Origin of the sequence: Streptomyces sp. NBC_00440 (genome assembly GCF_036014215.1) — a bacterium.
In the GTDB taxonomy this organism is placed as follows: domain Bacteria; phylum Actinomycetota; class Actinomycetes; order Streptomycetales; family Streptomycetaceae; genus Streptomyces.
On sequence record NZ_CP107921.1, the window covers coordinates 6106040 to 6122327 of the forward strand.

At 70.5% G+C, this 16288-nt stretch carries 15 protein-coding genes; 10 read left to right on the forward strand and 5 right to left on the reverse strand.

All coding sequences use genetic code 11. From position 1 onward, the window contains the following. Positions 1 to 58: 58 nt before the first annotated feature. The 9 genes from pyrH (at position 59) to OHB13_RS27560 (ending at position 9438) form a co-directional block, all read left to right on the forward strand. On the forward strand, positions 59 to 841 hold the full coding sequence (gene pyrH, locus OHB13_RS27520; RefSeq protein ID WP_266852500.1) for a UMP kinase: 783 nt from the start codon (positions 59 to 61) through the stop codon (positions 839 to 841). A gap of 183 nt (positions 842 to 1024) precedes the next feature. After that, positions 1025 to 1582 carry a ribosome recycling factor gene (frr, locus tag OHB13_RS27525; protein ID WP_164266826.1) on the forward strand — a complete coding sequence of 186 codons (558 nt, stop codon included), beginning with the start codon at positions 1025 to 1027 and terminating at the stop codon, positions 1580 to 1582. After that, entirely contained in the window at positions 1582 to 2682 is a 1101-nt protein-coding gene (locus OHB13_RS27530) for a phosphatidate cytidylyltransferase (RefSeq protein ID WP_266852498.1), read from the forward strand. The genes frr and OHB13_RS27530 overlap by 1 nt, the downstream gene beginning before the upstream one ends. A gap of 132 nt (positions 2683 to 2814) precedes the next feature. Further along, entirely contained in the window at positions 2815 to 3477 is a 663-nt protein-coding gene (locus tag OHB13_RS27535; RefSeq protein WP_328378829.1) for a histone deacetylase, read from the forward strand. 124 nt (positions 3478 to 3601) lie between these two features. Next, complete coding sequence (gene rlmN, locus OHB13_RS27540) at positions 3602 to 4708, forward strand: 23S rRNA (adenine(2503)-C(2))-methyltransferase RlmN (RefSeq protein WP_328378830.1); 1107 nt, start codon at positions 3602 to 3604, stop codon at positions 4706 to 4708. A gap of 248 nt (positions 4709 to 4956) precedes the next feature. Then, positions 4957 to 6081, forward strand: a complete 1125-nt coding sequence (locus OHB13_RS27545) for a thiamine ABC transporter substrate-binding protein (RefSeq protein WP_443062973.1) — start codon at positions 4957 to 4959, stop codon at positions 6079 to 6081. Positions 6082 to 6155: 74 nt separating this feature from the next. Continuing rightward, positions 6156 to 7769 (forward strand): ABC transporter permease, encoded by a 1614-nt coding sequence (locus tag OHB13_RS27550; protein ID WP_328380406.1) that lies wholly within the window; start codon positions 6156 to 6158, stop codon positions 7767 to 7769. Further along, complete coding sequence (locus OHB13_RS27555; protein ID WP_328378831.1) at positions 7769 to 8800, forward strand: ABC transporter ATP-binding protein; 1032 nt, start codon at positions 7769 to 7771, stop codon at positions 8798 to 8800. Before OHB13_RS27550 ends, OHB13_RS27555 begins: the two co-directional genes overlap by 1 nt. 158 nt (positions 8801 to 8958) lie before the next feature. Next, on the forward strand, positions 8959 to 9438 hold the full coding sequence (locus OHB13_RS27560; protein WP_266852491.1) for an SRPBCC family protein: 480 nt from the start codon (positions 8959 to 8961) through the stop codon (positions 9436 to 9438). A 9-nt stretch (positions 9439 to 9447) separates the two neighbouring features. On the opposite strand, the gene OHB13_RS27565 is transcribed toward OHB13_RS27560, so the two are convergent. The 5 genes from OHB13_RS27565 to OHB13_RS27585 form a co-directional block, all read right to left on the reverse strand. After that, complete coding sequence (locus OHB13_RS27565; protein ID WP_266852489.1) at positions 9448 to 10554, reverse strand: LOG family protein; 1107 nt, start codon at positions 10552 to 10554, stop codon at positions 9448 to 9450. A 54-nt stretch (positions 10555 to 10608) separates the two neighbouring features. After that, positions 10609 to 11706 carry a hypothetical protein gene (locus OHB13_RS27570; RefSeq protein WP_266852487.1) on the reverse strand — a complete coding sequence of 366 codons (1098 nt, stop codon included), beginning with the start codon at positions 11704 to 11706 and terminating at the stop codon, positions 10609 to 10611. Beyond that, positions 11688 to 12425 carry an ABC transporter ATP-binding protein gene (locus tag OHB13_RS27575; protein ID WP_328378832.1) on the reverse strand — a complete coding sequence of 246 codons (738 nt, stop codon included), beginning with the start codon at positions 12423 to 12425 and terminating at the stop codon, positions 11688 to 11690. Before OHB13_RS27575 ends, OHB13_RS27570 begins: the two co-directional genes overlap by 19 nt. A 238-nt stretch (positions 12426 to 12663) precedes the next feature. Next, positions 12664 to 14025, reverse strand: a complete 1362-nt coding sequence (locus tag OHB13_RS27580) for an aspartate aminotransferase family protein (protein ID WP_266852483.1) — start codon at positions 14023 to 14025, stop codon at positions 12664 to 12666. Positions 14026 to 14027: 2 nt separating this feature from the next. Continuing rightward, entirely contained in the window at positions 14028 to 14531 is a 504-nt protein-coding gene (locus OHB13_RS27585; RefSeq protein ID WP_266852481.1) for an Lrp/AsnC family transcriptional regulator, read from the reverse strand. Between the two features lie 261 nt (positions 14532 to 14792). On the opposite strand from OHB13_RS27585, the gene OHB13_RS27590 reads away from it, so the two are divergent. After that, entirely contained in the window at positions 14793 to 16232 is a 1440-nt protein-coding gene (locus OHB13_RS27590) for a gamma-aminobutyraldehyde dehydrogenase (RefSeq protein WP_328378833.1), read from the forward strand. Positions 16233 to 16288 lie beyond the last annotated feature (56 nt).

The window sequence follows — 16288 nt, forward strand, 5'->3', positions numbered from 1 at the left end:
AGGGAACCGCAAGGACCCCCGGCAATGGCCTTCTTCGTATGCGCACGAGGAGATCTCCATGGAACAGGCCGACAAAAACGCCGACAGGACCGACGACGGCAGTACCGGCGACGTCAAGAGGCACGGCCGCTTCATGCTGAAGCTGTCGGGTGAGGCGTTCGCCGGCGGTGGTGGCCTCGGTGTCGACCCCGACGTCGTGCACGCCATCGCACGCGAGATCGCGGCGGTCGTCCGTGACGGCGCCGAGATCGCCGTCGTCATCGGCGGCGGCAACTTCTTCCGCGGCGCCGAGCTCCAGCAGCGCGGCATGGACCGGGCACGCTCCGACTACATGGGCATGCTCGGTACGGTCATGAACTGCCTCGCCCTCCAGGACTTCCTGGAGAAGGAGGGGATCGACTCCCGCGTCCAGACCGCCATCACCATGGGGCAGGTCGCGGAGCCGTACATCCCGCTGCGCGCCGTCCGTCACCTGGAGAAGGGACGCGTCGTCATCTTCGGTGCGGGCATGGGCATGCCGTACTTCTCCACCGACACCACCGCCGCGCAGCGCGCCCTGGAGATCGACGCCGAGGCGCTGCTCATGGGCAAGAACGGGGTGGACGGGGTCTACGACTCCGACCCGAAGAAGAACCCCGACGCGGTGAAGTACGACGCGCTGGAGTACAGCGAGGTACTGAACCGCAACCTCAAGGTCGCCGACGCGACCGCCATCACCCTCTGCCGTGACAACAGTCTGCCGATCCTCGTCTTCGAGCTGCTGGCCTCGGGCAATATCGCGCGGGCCGTCAAGGGTGAGAAGATCGGGACTCTTGTGAACGACCAGGGCACCCGGGCCTGAGAACCGGGGGACGGCCGCTCAGGAGAGCCAAGGGGCCACGCGGTCACGAGGCCGAGAGGCCGAGAGGCCGAGAGGCCAACAGGACCGACAAGAACCTGCCGGTCGGACACCGTGCAGGGCAAGACGCGGGTTTACTCCAGGGCCTGAGAACGCGGGCCCACTCAAGACATGCAGGAGCAAGTGGTGATCGAAGAGACCCTCCTCGAGGCCGAGGAGAAGATGGAGAAGGCCGTCGTCGTCGCCAAGGAGGACTTCGCCGCGATCCGCACCGGCCGTGCGCACCCGGCGATGTTCAACAAGATCGTGGCGGAGTACTACGGCGCGCTGACCCCGATCAACCAGCTCGCCTCGTTCTCCGTGCCGGAGGCCCGGATGGCCGTGGTGACCCCGTTCGACAAGACCTCGCTGCGCAACATCGAGCAGGCCATCCGCGACTCGGACCTCGGCGTCAACCCGAGCAACGACGGCAACATCATCCGGGTGACGTTCCCCGAACTGACCGGTGAGCGCCGCAAGGAGTACATCAAGGTCGCCAGGACCAAGGCCGAGGACTCCAAGATCTCGATCCGCTCCGTCCGCCGCAAGGCCAAGGAGACGATCGACAAGATGATCAAGGACGGCGAGGTCGGCGAGGACGAGGGCCGCCGTGCCGAGAAGGAGCTCGACGACACCACCGCGAAGTATGTCGCGCAGGTGGACGAGCTGCTCAAGCACAAGGAAGCCGAGCTGCTCGAGGTCTGATGAACGACTCTTCCTGGGGTGCTCCGCAGAGCGGCCACCCCGTCGGGGAACGGCGACCCGCCCCCGACCAGGACGCTGTCCCGGCGGGTCCCGCATACGGCGAGCATGAAGTTGAGCAGACTCGGCCCATGCCCATCGTGCCCGACGCAGGCAGAGACGCCGAAGACGGCGGCCGTCACGAGCACGGCCGTGCCGACCATGAACGGGGGGCCGCTCGCCCGAGTGGCCCCCCGTTCCGTGACGAGATGCCGCAGGAGCCCATGCCAGCCCCGCCGCCTCCGGAGAAGAAGAAGGCCGGCCGCGATCTGCGGTCGGCGATAGGGGTCGGCCTCGGCCTCGGCGTGGTGGTGGCCGCCTCCCTCTTCATCTGGAAGGCCGCGTTCGTCATCGTGATCGCGGTCGCCGTGGTCGTCGGCCTCTGGGAGCTCACCTCCCGGCTCGGCGAGCGCAAGGGCATCAAGGCGCCGCTGATTCCGCTCGCGGTGGGCGGCGCCGCCATGGTCGTCGCCGGGTACGTGCGCGGGACCGAGGGCGCCTGGATCGCCATGGCGCTCACGGCGCTCGCCGTTCTGGTCTGGCGGATGACCGAGTCGCCCGACGGCTACCTCAGGGACGTCACGGCGGGTGTGTTCGCCGCGTTCTACGTGCCGTTCCTCGCGACGTTCGTGGCGCTGCTGCTGACCGCCGACGACGGGCCCTGGCGGGTGCTCACGTTCCTGCTGCTGACCGTCGTCAGCGACACGGGTGCGTACGCGATCGGCTGGCGCTTCGGCAAGCACAAGCTCGCGCCGCGCATCAGCCCCGGAAAGACCAGGGAGGGTCTGTTCGGGGCGGTCAGCTTCGCGATGGTGGCGGGCGCCCTGTGTATGCAGTTCCTGATCGACGACGGGCAGTGGTGGCAGGGTCTGCTGCTCGGCCTCGCCGTCGCGGCCACCGCCACCCTGGGCGATCTGGGCGAGTCCATGATCAAGAGGGATCTCGGGATCAAGGACATGGGAACGCTGCTGCCGGGCCACGGCGGGATCATGGACCGGCTGGACTCCCTGCTGCCCACCGCACCCGTCGTCTGGCTGCTGATGGTGCTCTTCGTCGGCTCCTGAGACCGGCGGTACGGGTCTTCTGCCTGCCTCTTCACTTACGTCTTCACCTGCGTTCACCGGAGGGAGGGGCGTCGTCCACAGGACGGCGGGCCCTCCCTCCGGTGTCTGCCCTCACCTTCAGGAGTGGCGCGTATGACGACCGCACACCCCATTGAGCCGGGCCGCACGGATGACCGGTCGCCGTCGCGGGTCTGGTACGCCTCGTACGGCTCGAACATGCACCTGGACCGGCTCTCGTACTACATCAAGGGCGGCCGGCTGCCCGGAACGGACGCGGAGTATCCGGGGTGCCGGGATCGGTCCCTGCCCGGACGATCGGTCCCGGTAGAGCTGCCGGGAACCCTGTACTTCGCGACCCGGTCACCTGTCTGGGGCGGCGGCCGGGCCTTCTACGACCCACAGGGGGAGGGGCGGGTGCTCGGCCGTGCCCATCTCGTCTCGGTGTCCCAGTTCGCGGACATCGCCGCTCAGGAGATGGGCAAGGAGCCGGGCAAGGATCTCGACCTGGCGCAGGTGCTCGCCTGCGGCGTGGCAAGGCTGGGCAATGGCCGGTACGAGACGCTCATCCACCCCGGCCAGGTGGACGGGCTGCCCGTGCTCACCTTCACCGCCCCCTGGGGCTCGGGCGACCTGCCGGTGACCGAGCCGTCTCCGGCGTATGTGCGCTACATCGCCTCCGGCCTGCTGGAGGCCGGTGTCTGGGACGCGGGCACGGTGGCTGCCTATGTGGCGTCGGCGCCCGGGGCGGCCGGCCACTGGACGGAACAAGCGGTCAGAGAGCTGATGGGGCAGTGACAGGCGCCCTCCGGCCGGGAGGCGCCCACCGGCACCGTTCCTGACGACCGGCTCCGCCGACCATTGCACAGCCTCCGGGCGACGGCCCGGCGGACCACTGAGTGTCTGCGACACTGGATGAACCATGCCTAAGCCCGGAGAACTCACTTTCGTCGCGCCCCGCGGAGCCAAGAAGCCCCCGCTCCACCTCGCCGACCTCACGCCCGCCGAGCGCAAGGACGCCGTGGCCGAGACCGGCGAGAAGCCGTTCCGCGCCAAGCAGCTGTCGCAGCACTACTTCACGCGGTACGCCCACGACCCCGCCGAGTGGACCGACATCCCGGCCGCCTCGCGCGAGAAGCTGCGGGAGGCGCTGCTCCCCGACCTGATGAGTGTGGTGCGCCACATCAGCTGTGACGACGACACCACCCGTAAGACGCTCTGGAAGCTGCACGACGGCACGCTGGTCGAGTCCGTCCTGATGCGCTACCCGGACCGGGTGACGATGTGCATCTCCTCGCAGGCCGGCTGCGGCATGAACTGTCCCTTCTGCGCCACCGGACAGGCGGGCCTCGACCGCAATCTGTCGACGGCCGAGATCGTCCACCAGATCGTCGACGGCATGCGTGCCCTGCGCGACGGCGAGGTGCCCGGCGGGCCCGCGCGGCTCTCCAACATCGTCTTCATGGGCATGGGCGAGCCCCTCGCCAACTACAAGCGGGTGGTCGGCTCGATCCGCCGGCTGACCGACCCCGAGCCCGACGGCCTCGGCCTCTCGCAGCGCGGGATCACCGTGTCCACGGTCGGCCTGGTGCCCGCGATGCTGCGCTTCGCCGACGAGGGCTTCAAGTGCCGCCTCGCGGTCTCGCTGCACGCGCCCGACGACGAGCTGCGCGACACCCTCGTCCCGGTGAACACCCGGTGGAAGGTCCGTGAGGTGCTGGACGCGGCCTGGGAGTACGCCGCGAAGTCCGGCCGCCGGGTCTCCATCGAGTACGCGCTCATCCGCGACATCAACGACCACGCCTGGCGGGGCGACCGGCTCGGACGGCTGCTCAAGGGCAAGCCGGTCCATGTCAACCTGATCCCGCTCAACCCGACACCGGGCTCCAAGTGGACCGCGTCCCGGCCGGAGGACGAGAAGGCGTTCGTCGCCGCCATCGCCGCGCACGGTGTCCCCGTGACCGTACGGGACACCCGTGGCCAGGAGATCGACGGAGCGTGCGGGCAGCTGGCGGCCGCCGAGCGGTAGGACCACCGGGGCATCAGCGGCAGGGCCCGTCCGGCCGTTGCAGGGCCCGTGTAACGTGGGTCGCACATTTTCATATTCCGACAGGGGAGCGCCACAGCGCTGAGAGTGCGGCCATGCCGCAGACCCTCTGGACCTTGCCCGGGTCATTCCGGGTAGGAAGTTCGGTCTCTACTCAAGCTGTTCAGCCCTGCCCGCTCTCCCGCGGGCAGGGCCGCGTCTCTTCCTGGATGCCATCCCAGGAGGAATCAGTGAGCACCACCAAGCGAGCGCGTACGTCCGGCAGAACGCTGACCACCCGGAAGCTGACCGTCACCGCGCTGGCCGCCGCGCTGGGCGTCTCGACGCTCGCCGCCTGCGGAGGTTCCGACGACTCCGGTTCGGGCGCCGAGAACTCCAAGGTCGTGACGCTGGTCAGCCACGACTCGTTCGCCGCATCTCCCGCCGTGCTCAAGGAGTTCACGAAGGAGACCGGCTACACCGTCCACGTCCTCAAGAGCGGGGACGCCGGCGCCGCGCTCAACCAGGAGATCCTCAGCAAGGGCTCCCCCCGCGGCGACGTCTTCTTCGGCGTCGACAACACCCTGCTGTCGCGGGCGCTCGACAACAACCTCTTCACGCCGTACCGGGCGAAGGGCCTGGACCAGGTCGGTTCCGGGGTACAGCTCGACGCGGCGAAGCACCGGGTCACCCCCATCGACAGCGGCGACCTCTGCGTCAACTACGACAAGAAGTACTTCGCCGACCACAAGATCGCCCCGCCCCGCAGCTTCGACGACCTGATCAAGCCGCAGTACAAGAACCTGCTGGTCACCGAGAACGTGGCCACGTCCTCACCCGGGCTCGGCTTCATGCTCGGCACGGTCGCGAAGTACGGGAACGACGGCTGGCAGGCGTACTGGAAGAAGCTCCGGGCCAACGGTGTCAAGGTCGACGACGGCTGGGAGCAGGCGTACAACAACGACTTCTCCGGCTCGGCTGGCGGCAAGAAGGCCAAGGGCGACCGGCCGCTCGTCGTCTCGTACGCGTCGAGCCCGCCCGCCGAGGTGCTGTACGCCAAGCCGCAGCCGAAGACCGCCCCGACCGGCGTCGCCACCTCCACCTGCTTCCGGCAGATCGAGTTCGCCGGGCTGCTGGACGGCGCGAAGAACGAGGCGGGCGGCAAGGCTCTGATCGACTTCCTGATCAGCAAGAAGTTCCAGGAGGACATGCCGCTCAACATGTTCGTGGACCCGGTGGTCAAGGGCGCGAAGGAGCCCGCGGTGTTCACGAAGTTCGGCGCGAAGGTCACCGCGCCCGAGACCGTCGCACCCGGCACGATCGCCAAGAACCGTGATCAGTGGGTCAAGTCGTGGTCCTCGATCGTCCTGAAGTAGCACCCGCGGTGCAGGCCGGGCCGCCGCCCGCGACCGGGGCGGCCCGGCGCCGGACGGCGGTGCGGCTCGCGCTGATGGCCGTGCCCTTCGCGTTCTTCGCGGTCTTCTTCGCGTACCCGGTGACAGCCATCGTCGGCCGCGGCCTCAAGGCGGGCGGCAGCTGGCAGTTCGGGCGGATCGGCGAGGTGCTGAGCCAGCCCGACATCCTGCACGTCCTGTGGTTCACCACCTGGCAGGCGTGCGCGTCCACCGGGCTGACGCTGCTGATCGCGCTCCCGGGCGCGTATGTATTCGCCCGCTTCGACTTCCCCGGCAAGCAGTTGTTGCGCACGGTGGCGACGGTGCCCTTCGTGCTGCCCACCGTCGTCGTCGGGACGGCGTTCCTCGCCCTGCTCGGGCGCGGTGGGCTGCTCGACGAGCTGTGGGGCGTACGCCTGGACACGACCGTCTGGGCGATCCTGCTCGCGCATGTCTTCTTCAACTACGCGGTGGTCGTACGGACCGTGGGCGGCCTCTGGTCGCAGCTCGACCCGCGCCAGGAGGAGGCCGCGCGGGTGCTCGGCGCCTCCCGGTTCGCCGCCTGGCGGCGGGTGACCCTGCCGGCGCTGACGCCTGCGGTGGCCGCTGCCTCACTGATGGTCTTCCTCTTCACCTTCACCTCCTTCGGTGTGGTGCAGATCCTCGGCGGACCCACCTTCTCCACGCTGGAGGTGGAGATCTACCGGGAGACCGCCGAACTGCTCGACCTGCCGACGGCGGCCGTGCTGACGCTGGTGCAGTTCGCCGCGGTCGGAGCGATCCTGGCGCTGCACGCCTGGACCGTGCGGCGCCGGGAGACCGCGCTGAGCCTGGTGGACCCGGCGCAGACCTCGCGCCGTCCGCGGGGCGCGGGCCAGTGGGCGCTGGTCGGCGGGGTGCTCGCGGTGATCGCCGTACTGATCCTGCTGCCCCTCGGGGTCCTGGTCGCGCGTTCGCTGGACGGCCCCGGCGGCTACGGCTTCACGTTCTACCGGGCGCTCCAGTCGCAGGGGGCCGGCGGCGGTACGTTCCTGGTTCCGCCGGTCGACGCGATCTGGAACTCCGTGCAGTACGCCCTGGCCGCGACCGGGATCGCCCTGGTTGTCGGCGGACTCGCGGCCGCGGCGCTCACCCGGCGGGCCGGACGGCTGGTGCGCGGGTTCGACGCCCTGCTGATGCTCCCGCTCGGGGTGTCCGCGGTCACCGTCGGCTTCGGGTTCCTGATCACCCTCGACAAGCCGCCACTGGATCTGCGGTCGTCCTGGATCCTGGTGCCGCTCGCCCAGGCGCTGGTGGGCGTGCCCTTCGTCGTACGGACGATGCTGCCGGTGCTGCGCGCGGTGGACGGGCGGCTGCGGGAGGCCGCGGCGGTACTCGGCGCCTCGCCGCTGCGGGCCTGGCGCGAGGTGGACCTGCCGATGGTGCGGCGGGCGCTGCTGGTCGCCGCCGGGTTCGCGTTCGCCGTGTCACTGGGCGAGTTCGGGGCGACGGTCTTCATCGCCAGGCCCGACAACCCGACGCTCCCGGTGGCGGTGGCACGGCTGCTGGGGCGGGCCGGTGAGCTCAACTACGGGCAGGCGATGGCGCTTTCCACGATTCTGATGCTGGTGTGCGCCGTGTCGCTGCTGGTGCTCGAACGCATTCGTACCGACCGCTCTGGAGAGTTCTGATGCTGCAACTGGACGGTGTGACGGTCCGCTTCGGGCAGCGGGTGGCGCTGGACGCGGTGGATCTGACGGTCGCCGAGCACGAGACGGTCTGTGTGCTCGGCCCCAGCGGAAGCGGCAAGTCGACGCTGCTGCGGGTGGTGGCGGGTCTCCAGCCCGCTTCCGCCGGGCGGGTACTGCTGGACGGGGCGGAGCAGAGCGGGGTGCCGGTGCACCGGCGCGGTGTCGGCCTGATGTTCCAGGACCACCAGCTCTTTCCGCAGCGTGACGTCGCGAGCAATGTGGCCTTCGGGTTGCGGATGCGCTCCGTACCCCGGGCCGAACAGGACCACCGGGTCGAGGAGTTGCTGAAGCTGGTCGGTCTGCCCGGCGCCGGGCGGCGGGCGGTGGGTGCGCTCTCCGGCGGGGAGCAGCAGCGCGTCGCGCTCGCCCGGGCGCTGGCCCCGCGCCCCAAACTGCTGATGCTCGACGAGCCGCTCGGCCAGCTCGACCGCAGCCTGCGCGAGCGACTCGTCGTGGAACTGCGCGGGCTTTTCGGCCGGCTGGGTACGACCGTGCTCGCCGTCACCCATGACCAGGGTGAGGCCTTCGCGCTGGCCGACCGGGTCGTGGTGATGCGGGACGGGCGGATCGCCCAGGCCGGCACCCCGCTGGAGGTCTGGCAGCGGCCGGCTTCGGAGTTCGTCGCGCGGTTCCTCGGCTTCGACAACGTGGTGGCCGCGACGGTCACCGGCCGGGCGGCCGACACCCCCTGGGGCAAGATTCCGGTGCCGGAGGGAACTCCGCAGGGGGAGGGCCGGCTGCTGGTGCGGCCCGGCGGTGTGCGGTTCGCGGCGCCGCAGGAGGGGCTGCGCTGCACGGTGGAGGCGCGCACGTTCCGGGGCAGCCACGTGGCCGTACTCCTCAGCCCGGAGCACGGACCGCAGCTGGAGGCCGAGTGTCCGCTGCTGACGGCGCCCGGCGTGGGTGAGACGGTGGGCGCGGTCTTCGAGGCGGCGGATGTGGTCCTGCTGGCCGCACAGGACCAGGACTGAGGGCGCGTCCGGGGCGTCTCATCCGCGGCGCTCACCGGGCCGGGTGTTCCGGCGGCACAGCTCCGGCGGCACAGCTCCGGCAGGACAGCTCCGGCCGCCCGGGAGAACATCTGAGTGACCTCCGAAGGCGAGGACACCATGGGCACTGGAAGGACACCATGAGCACCGAGAAGAACACCGCGGGCGGGGCGGCCGACGGCATCACCATCACCCGCGTCCTGGACGCACCGCGCGAGCAGGCATTCCGGGCCTGGACCACGCCCGAGCAGTTCGCCGCCTGGTACGGCGGTGACGCGGAGGCCCCCATCGACCGGGTCACCATGGACGTCCGCCCCGGCGGCAAATGGAGCCTGGTGCTGGTCGTGCCGGATCACGGCGAGATGCCGTTCCACGGCGTCTACCGCGAGATCGGCGCCCCCGAGCGGCTGGTCCTCACCCTGAAGGACGCGGGAGCGCCCGAGGACGTCGAGGGCGAGATCGTCACTGTCACCTTCGCCGATCTGGGCGGCCGGACCGAGATGGTCTTCCACCAGGGCGGCGGCAACCTCAGCGCGGAGCAGTACCAGAACGCGCGAGGCGGCTGGGAGATCTTCTTCGACTCCCTCGCCCAGGTGCTGGCCGGGCCGGACAGGGGCTGAACCCCGGCGTCAGAAGCCCATCCGGGCCAGGGCTTCGGGCGCCTCGTCCACCGTGTCGACCAGAGCGATACGGGACTCCATCGCCCGGCCCTTCGCCAGCGCCCGGAGCAGCGGCCAGGCAGGCAGTTCCGAGGTCCAGTGGGCGCGGTCCACCAGGACCATCGGGGACGGTTCGCCGCGCGATCCGTAGTAGTTCGGGGTCGCGTTGTCGAAGATCTCCTGGACGGTCCCGGCCGCGCCGGGCAGGAAGACGACGCCCGCGGTCGAGCGGGCCAGCAGGCCGTCCTCGCGGGTGGCGTTGGCGAAGTACTTGGCGATGTGCCCGGCGAAGGCGTTCGGCGGCTCATGGCCGTAGAACCAGGTGGGGATGCCCACCGAGTCCCCACCGTCCGGCCAGCGGCCGCGCACCTCGAAGGCCGCGCTCGCCCACTCGGAGACGGACGGGCTGAACGACGGTGTCTTGCCCAGGAGTTCGAGCGCCTCGTCCAGCATTCCGTCGCGGAAGGGCGCGGCGTACGCTCCGAGGTTGGCGGCCTCCATGGCACCGGGGCCGCCGCCGGTGGCGACGGTCAGACCGGTGCGGGCGAGCGTACGGCCCAGCCGTGCCGCCCCCGCGTACTCCGCCGTGCCGCGGGCCATGGCGTGGCCGCCCATCACGCCCACCACCCGGGCGCTGTCGAGGTGTTCGTCGAGCGCGTCCGAGATCGCGTCGTCATGGATGGAGCGCAGCATCGACGCGAATATGTCGCCGTTGTTCGCGGTCCGCCGGAACCAGGCGTACGCGCGGGCATCCGGGGTGTCCTCGTACCGGCCGTCGGACAGGCCCGCGAACAGTTCGTCCGCCGAGTACAGCAGCCCGCGGTACGGGGCGAAGGGCAGGCCGGGGACCGGCGGGAAGACGAGTGCGCCCGCCGCGCCCACCGCGGACTCGGCCTCGGGGTGCATGGGACAGCCCAGGAAGACGGCGCCCGATGTGTCCGCGGAGAGCAGCGCGTCGGTGCGGTCCGTCAGGTCGACGGCCTGGACGCGGCAGCCGCCGAGCGGGCCCCGGGCGACGGCCCGGTCGAACTCGTCCAGCGTCTCGATCTCGCGGTCACGCTCAGGTGTGGTGGGCATCCGGTCATCGTAGGGGGGCGGCCCTGCCCCCTCTCACCGGGACAGGGTTCGCCTTCACCGGGACAGGGGCGTCGCGGCGAGCACCGCGACCCCCCAGGTCACCGGGGTGAACACCGCCAGCAGGACGGCAGGGCGCAGCACGGCGGCCGACCGCAGCACCCCCGCCGGGGCGCATCCGCGCAGCAGGGCAGCCGTCGTGGCCGCGCGGTCCTGCCGGGCCTCGACGGCGGCGCTGAGCAGGGTGGCGGCCGAGCAGGCCACGACGAGCGCGGCGCCCAGCAGGGTCAGCGGACCCGCGAGCCGGGTGCCCGCACCGTGCAGCGCGGAAGCGGCGACGATCCCCGAGGCCACCGCGCAGCACACGCCGAGCGGCCGGCCGATCCGGTGGGCTTCCGCCTGGAGCACCCGGCCCGCGAGGAGGCGCACCACCCCGGGCCGTACGGACTGCAGGAGCAGCCCGCACACCTGGGTCAGGGCGGGGGCCACGACGGCGAGCCCCAGCGCGGTCAGGGACCAGCCGGCCGCCAGGACCGCCGAGCTGCCACCGAAACGGCCGGACAGCTCGTGGCCCCCTGCCCGGCTGCGTCCGTACGCCTCGGCCGCCAGCCCCGCAGCGACCAGCACCACGCCCCGGGCCAGCCCCCGCGGGGCGGTGCCCTCCCGGACGGGCCTGCGGTGCCGCACGGCCCAGGCGCTGCACACGGCGGCGGCGATGGGGGCCGACGCCAGCAGGAGCAGAGCCGCCGGCATCGGGAGCGGGCCGGCCGCTCCCGGCAGCCGGGCGGCGCCGCCGTGCAGATGGAGGAAGAGCAGCAGCGCCGCCCCGCTGCCCAGAGCGCAGGTGAGCGCGGCGGACACTGCTGAGAGCACGGCGCGCCCGGCCGGGCCGAGCCCCGCGGCCGTGGCCCCGTCGCTCGGGCGGATGCTCGGATCGGTGCGGGCCACCGCCGCCGCGAGACGCACCGTCGCCGCCAGCGGGACCAGGCAGCAGAGCAGCCGCAGTCCGGCGCCGGACGGCCGCGCCGGGTGCCCCACCGCGTAATCGAGCACGCGGAGCAGCAGCAGCCCGACACCGGCCGAGGCCACCGCGACCAGCAGTCTCCGCAGCAGGACGAGCGGTCCGGAGCCGCGGGCTAGACGGAGAGCGAGCACGCGGAGCGCCCCTCGTCACTGGTAGCGCCCATGCCGCTGAGTGATGCGGTGCGGCGGCCGTCCTTGAGCAGGACCGTGCGGTCGGCGCAGGCGGCGACCTCGGGGTCATGGGTGGCGAGCACCGCGGTGATCCCGTGCGAACGGGCCGCGGTGACGAGCATGCGCAGCAGCTGGGTGCCCTCCGCGCCGTGCAGGACGGCCGTGGGCTCGTCGGCGAAGAGCACCGCGGGCCCTGCGGCCAGCGCGCGGGCGACGGCCACCCGCTGGCGCTGTGCCTGGAGCAGGGCGTGCGGGCGCTTGCCGGCGTACGCCCCCAGGTCGAGGCGGTCCAGCCACTGGAGGGCCGTCTGCTTCGCGGCGCGTTGCGAAGCGCCGTTCAGCAGCAGCGGCAGGGCCGTGTTCTCCCAGACCGTCAGTTCGGGTACGAGCCGGGGTTCGGGGTCGATCCAGCCGAACCGGGTGACCCGCAGCCGCTCGCGTGCCACCCGGCCCAGGGTGTGCACGGGGCTGCTGTTGAACCACACCTCGCCCTGCTGCGGGACGAGCTGGCCCGAGAGGCAGCGCAGCAGCGTGGTCTTGCCGCTGCCGCGCGGGCCGAGCACCGCGAGGATCTCCGCGTCACGCACACCGAGCGAGACACCGGTGATCGCGGGCGAGCCGCTGTGGGAGTAGTGCGCGGAGCGCGCCCAGAGCACGTCGTTGTCCGGTGGGGTCACCATGGCGAGCACACCTCGGTTCAGATCTGATGTCGGTTCCCGCTCGGAAAAACGGCGGGAGGAGCCGATAGGTCACTGGGCACCGTAGGGACTCGGGACCGGGGTGTGCGGACAGCACGCGGCCCGGCGGCACCCGTATCCACTCGTACGGGTGCCGCCGGGCCGCGGTGTCACACGGGACTTCCGTCGGATCAGCCGGCCAGGGAGCGGGGTGATCCGGACGGAAGGGGCCGGTGCGGGGTCAGATCTTCGCCCAGGCCTCGGTGAGGACCGTGCGCAGGATCGACTCGATCTCGTCGAACGTCGACTGGTCGGAGATCAGCGGCGGCGCGAGCTGGACGACCGGGTCGCCGCGGTCGTCGGCCCGGCAGTACAGACCGGCCTCGTACAGGCCCTTGGAGACGGCGTTGTAGAGGATGCGCTCGGTCTCGTCCTCGTTGAAGGTCTCCTTGGTCGCCTTGTCCTTGACCAGCTCGATGCCGTAGAAGAAGCCGTTGCCGCGGACGTCGCCGACGATCGGCAGGTCGTTGAGCTTCTGCAGCGTCGAGTAGAAGGCACCCTCGTTGTCGAGGACGTGCTGGTTGAGGCCCTCACGCTCGAAGATGTCGAGGTTGGCGATGCCGACGGCGGCCGAGACCGGGTGGCCACCGAAGGTGTAGCCGTGCAGGAAGGTGTTGCCGTCGCGGTAGAACGGCTCGGCCAGCCGGTCGGAGATGATGCACGCGCCTATCGGGGAGTAGCCCGACGTCATGCCCTTGGCGCAGGTGATCATGTCCGGCACGTAGTCGAACTTGTCGCACGCGAACATCGTGCCGAGGCGGCCGAAGGCGCAGATGACCTCGTCGGAGACGAGCAGCACGTTGTACTTGTCACAGATCTCGCGCACGCGCTGGAAGTATCCGGGCGGCGGCGGGAAGCAGCCACCGGCGTTCTGCACCGGCTCCAGGAAGACGGCGGCGACCGTCTCGGGGCCCTCGAAGAGGATCTCCTGCTCGATCTGGTCGGCGGCCCAGCGGCCGTACGCCACCGGGTCGTCGCCGTGGATCGGGGCGCGGTAGATGTTGGTGTTGGGGACCTTGTGCGCGCCGGGGACCAGCGGCTCGAAGGGGGCCTTCAGGCCGGGCAGCCCGGTGATGGACAGAGCGCCCGCCGGGGTGCCGTGGTAGGCGACCGCGCGGGAGATGACCTTGTACTTCTGGTGGTTGCCGGTGAGCTTGTGGTACTGCTTCGCCAGCTTCCAGGCGGTCTCGACGGCCTCGCCGCCGCCCGTGGTGAAGAAGACCTTGTTCAGGTCGCCGGGCGCGTAGTTCGCGAGGCGCTCGGCCAGCTCGACGGCCTTCGGGTGGGCGTACGACCAGATCGGGAAGAAGGCCAGCTCCTGCGCCTGCTTGTACGCGGTCTCCGCCAGCTCGTGGCGGCCGTGGCCGGCGTTGACCACGAACAGGCCGGAGAGGCCGTCGAGGTAGCGCTTGCCCTTGTCGTCGTAGATGTAGGTGCCCTCGCCACGCACGATGGTGGGAACGGGCGCGTTCTCGTACGACGACATGTCCGTGAAGTGCATCCACAGGTGGTCGTACGCGGTCTGGCTCAGGTCCTTGCTCATGACTATCGGGTGCCCCACTGGTAGGTCTGCTTTTTCAGCTTGAGGTAGACGAAGCTCTCGGTCGCCCGCACGCCAGGGAGCGCGCGGATCCGCTTGTTGATCAGTTCGAGCAGGTGGTTGTCGTCCTCGCAGACGACCTCCACCATGAGGTCGAAGGAGCCCGCGGTCATCACCACGTAGTCGACCTCGTTCATGGTGGCCAGCGCGTCGGCCACCGGGTCGAGGTCGCCCTCGACCGTGATGCCGACCATCGCCTGCCGCCGGAACCCCACGGTGAGCGGGTCGGTGACGGCGACGATCTGCATGACGCCCTGGTCCTGGAGTTTCTGCACTCGCTGGCGGACCGCCGCCTCGGAGAGGCCGACGGCCTTCCCGATCGCGGCGTAGGGCCGCCGGCCGTCCTGCTGGAGCTGTTCGATGATCGCCAGGGAGACGGCGTCGATCGGAGGGGTGCCGTTCCCGTTTCTGGAATCTGCGCTGCGACTGGCCACGCCCACACTGTGCATGAGGTCTCGCCCGTCATGCAAGCCCCAGAGCGATGTAATTCGTTGTCGAAAGCCATTTTGGGAACTGAATCCGAAGTTCGGGGTGCCTGGGTATGTCGAAAGCGTCGTCTTTGCGATTAGGGTGGTGTCTCACCCATCGGGACACCCTTCGGAACATCCACCGGGCATCCATCGGGCATCAACCGGACATCGACCGGGCACCATCCGTGGGGCCAGGACCAACAGGCTCTATCCATCGGGCATCGGAGAGGGAGAACCACTGTGACCACCGAGCTGCGCCGGCTGCGTAACTACATCAACGGGGAGTTCCGGGACGCCGCTGACGGCCGGACCATCGACGTGGTCAACCCGGCCACGGGCGAGGTCTACGCGACCTCCCCGCTCTCGGGACAGGCGGATGTCGACGCCGCCATGGAGGCCGCGGCCGCGGCGTTCCCCGCCTGGCGCGACTCCACGCCTTCGGAGCGCCAGCGCGTACTGCTGAAGATCGCCGACGCCTTCGAGGAGCGGGCCGAGGACCTGATCGCGGCCGAGAGCGAGAACACGGGCAAGCCGCTCGGGCTGACCCGCACCGAGGAAATCCCGCCGATGGTGGACCAGATCCGCTTCTTCGCGGGCGCCGCACGGCTCCTGGAGGGCCGCTCGGCCGGTGAGTACATGGAGGGGCTGACCTCCATCGTCCGGCGCGAGCCGGTCGGTGTCTGCGCACAGGTCGCGCCGTGGAACTACCCGATGATGATGGCCGTGTGGAAGTTCGCCCCGGCGCTCGCCGCGGGCAACACCGTCGTCCTCAAGCCCTCCGACACCACGCCCGCCTCCACGGTGCTGATGGCCGAGATCATCGGGGCCGTCGCACCCAAGGGCGTCTTCAACGTCGTCTGCGGCGACCGTGACACCGGCCGCACGATGGTCGAGCACAACGTGCCCGCGATGGCCTCCATCACCGGGTCGGTACGGGCCGGCGTGCAGGTCGCCGAGTCCGCGGCCAAGGACGTCAAGCGGGTCCACCTGGAGCTGGGCGGCAAGGCCCCCGTCGTCGTCTTCGAGGACGCGGACATCGCGAAGGCCGTCGAGGACATCTCGGTCGCGGGGTACTTCAACGCCGGGCAGGACTGTACGGCGGCCACCCGGGTGCTGGTCCACGCCTCGGTCCACGACGAGTTCGTCACGGCGCTCGCCAAGGCCGCGGCCGACACGAAGACCGGACAGCCGGACGACGAGGACGTGCTGTACGGGCCGCTCAACAACGCCAACCAGCTGGCCCAGGTCAGCGGCTTCATCGACCGGCTGCCCGCACACGCCAAGGTCGAGGCCGGCGGCCACCGGGTCGGCGACCGGGGGTACTTCTACGCCCCGACCGTCGTGTCCGGCCTGAAGCAGGACGACGAGATCATCCAGCAGGAGGTCTTCGGCCCGGTCATCACCGTGCAGTCGTTCCAGGACGAGGCGGAGGCCCTCGCGCACGCCAACGGCGTGGAGTACGCGCTGGCTTCCTCGGTGTGGACCAAGGACCACGCCCGCGCCATGCGGATGTCCAAGAACCTCGACTTCGGCTGTGTGTGGATCAACACCCACATCCCGCTCGTCGCCGAGATGCCGCACGGCGGGTTCAAGAAGTCCGGCTACGGCAAGGACCTCTCGGCCTACGGCTTCGAGGACTACACGCGCATCAAGCACGTGATGACGTCGCTGGACGGCTGAACACCCCCGCCTCCCCCGCCTGTTCCGCCGCTGTTCCGTCCCTTTTGCGCCGCCCC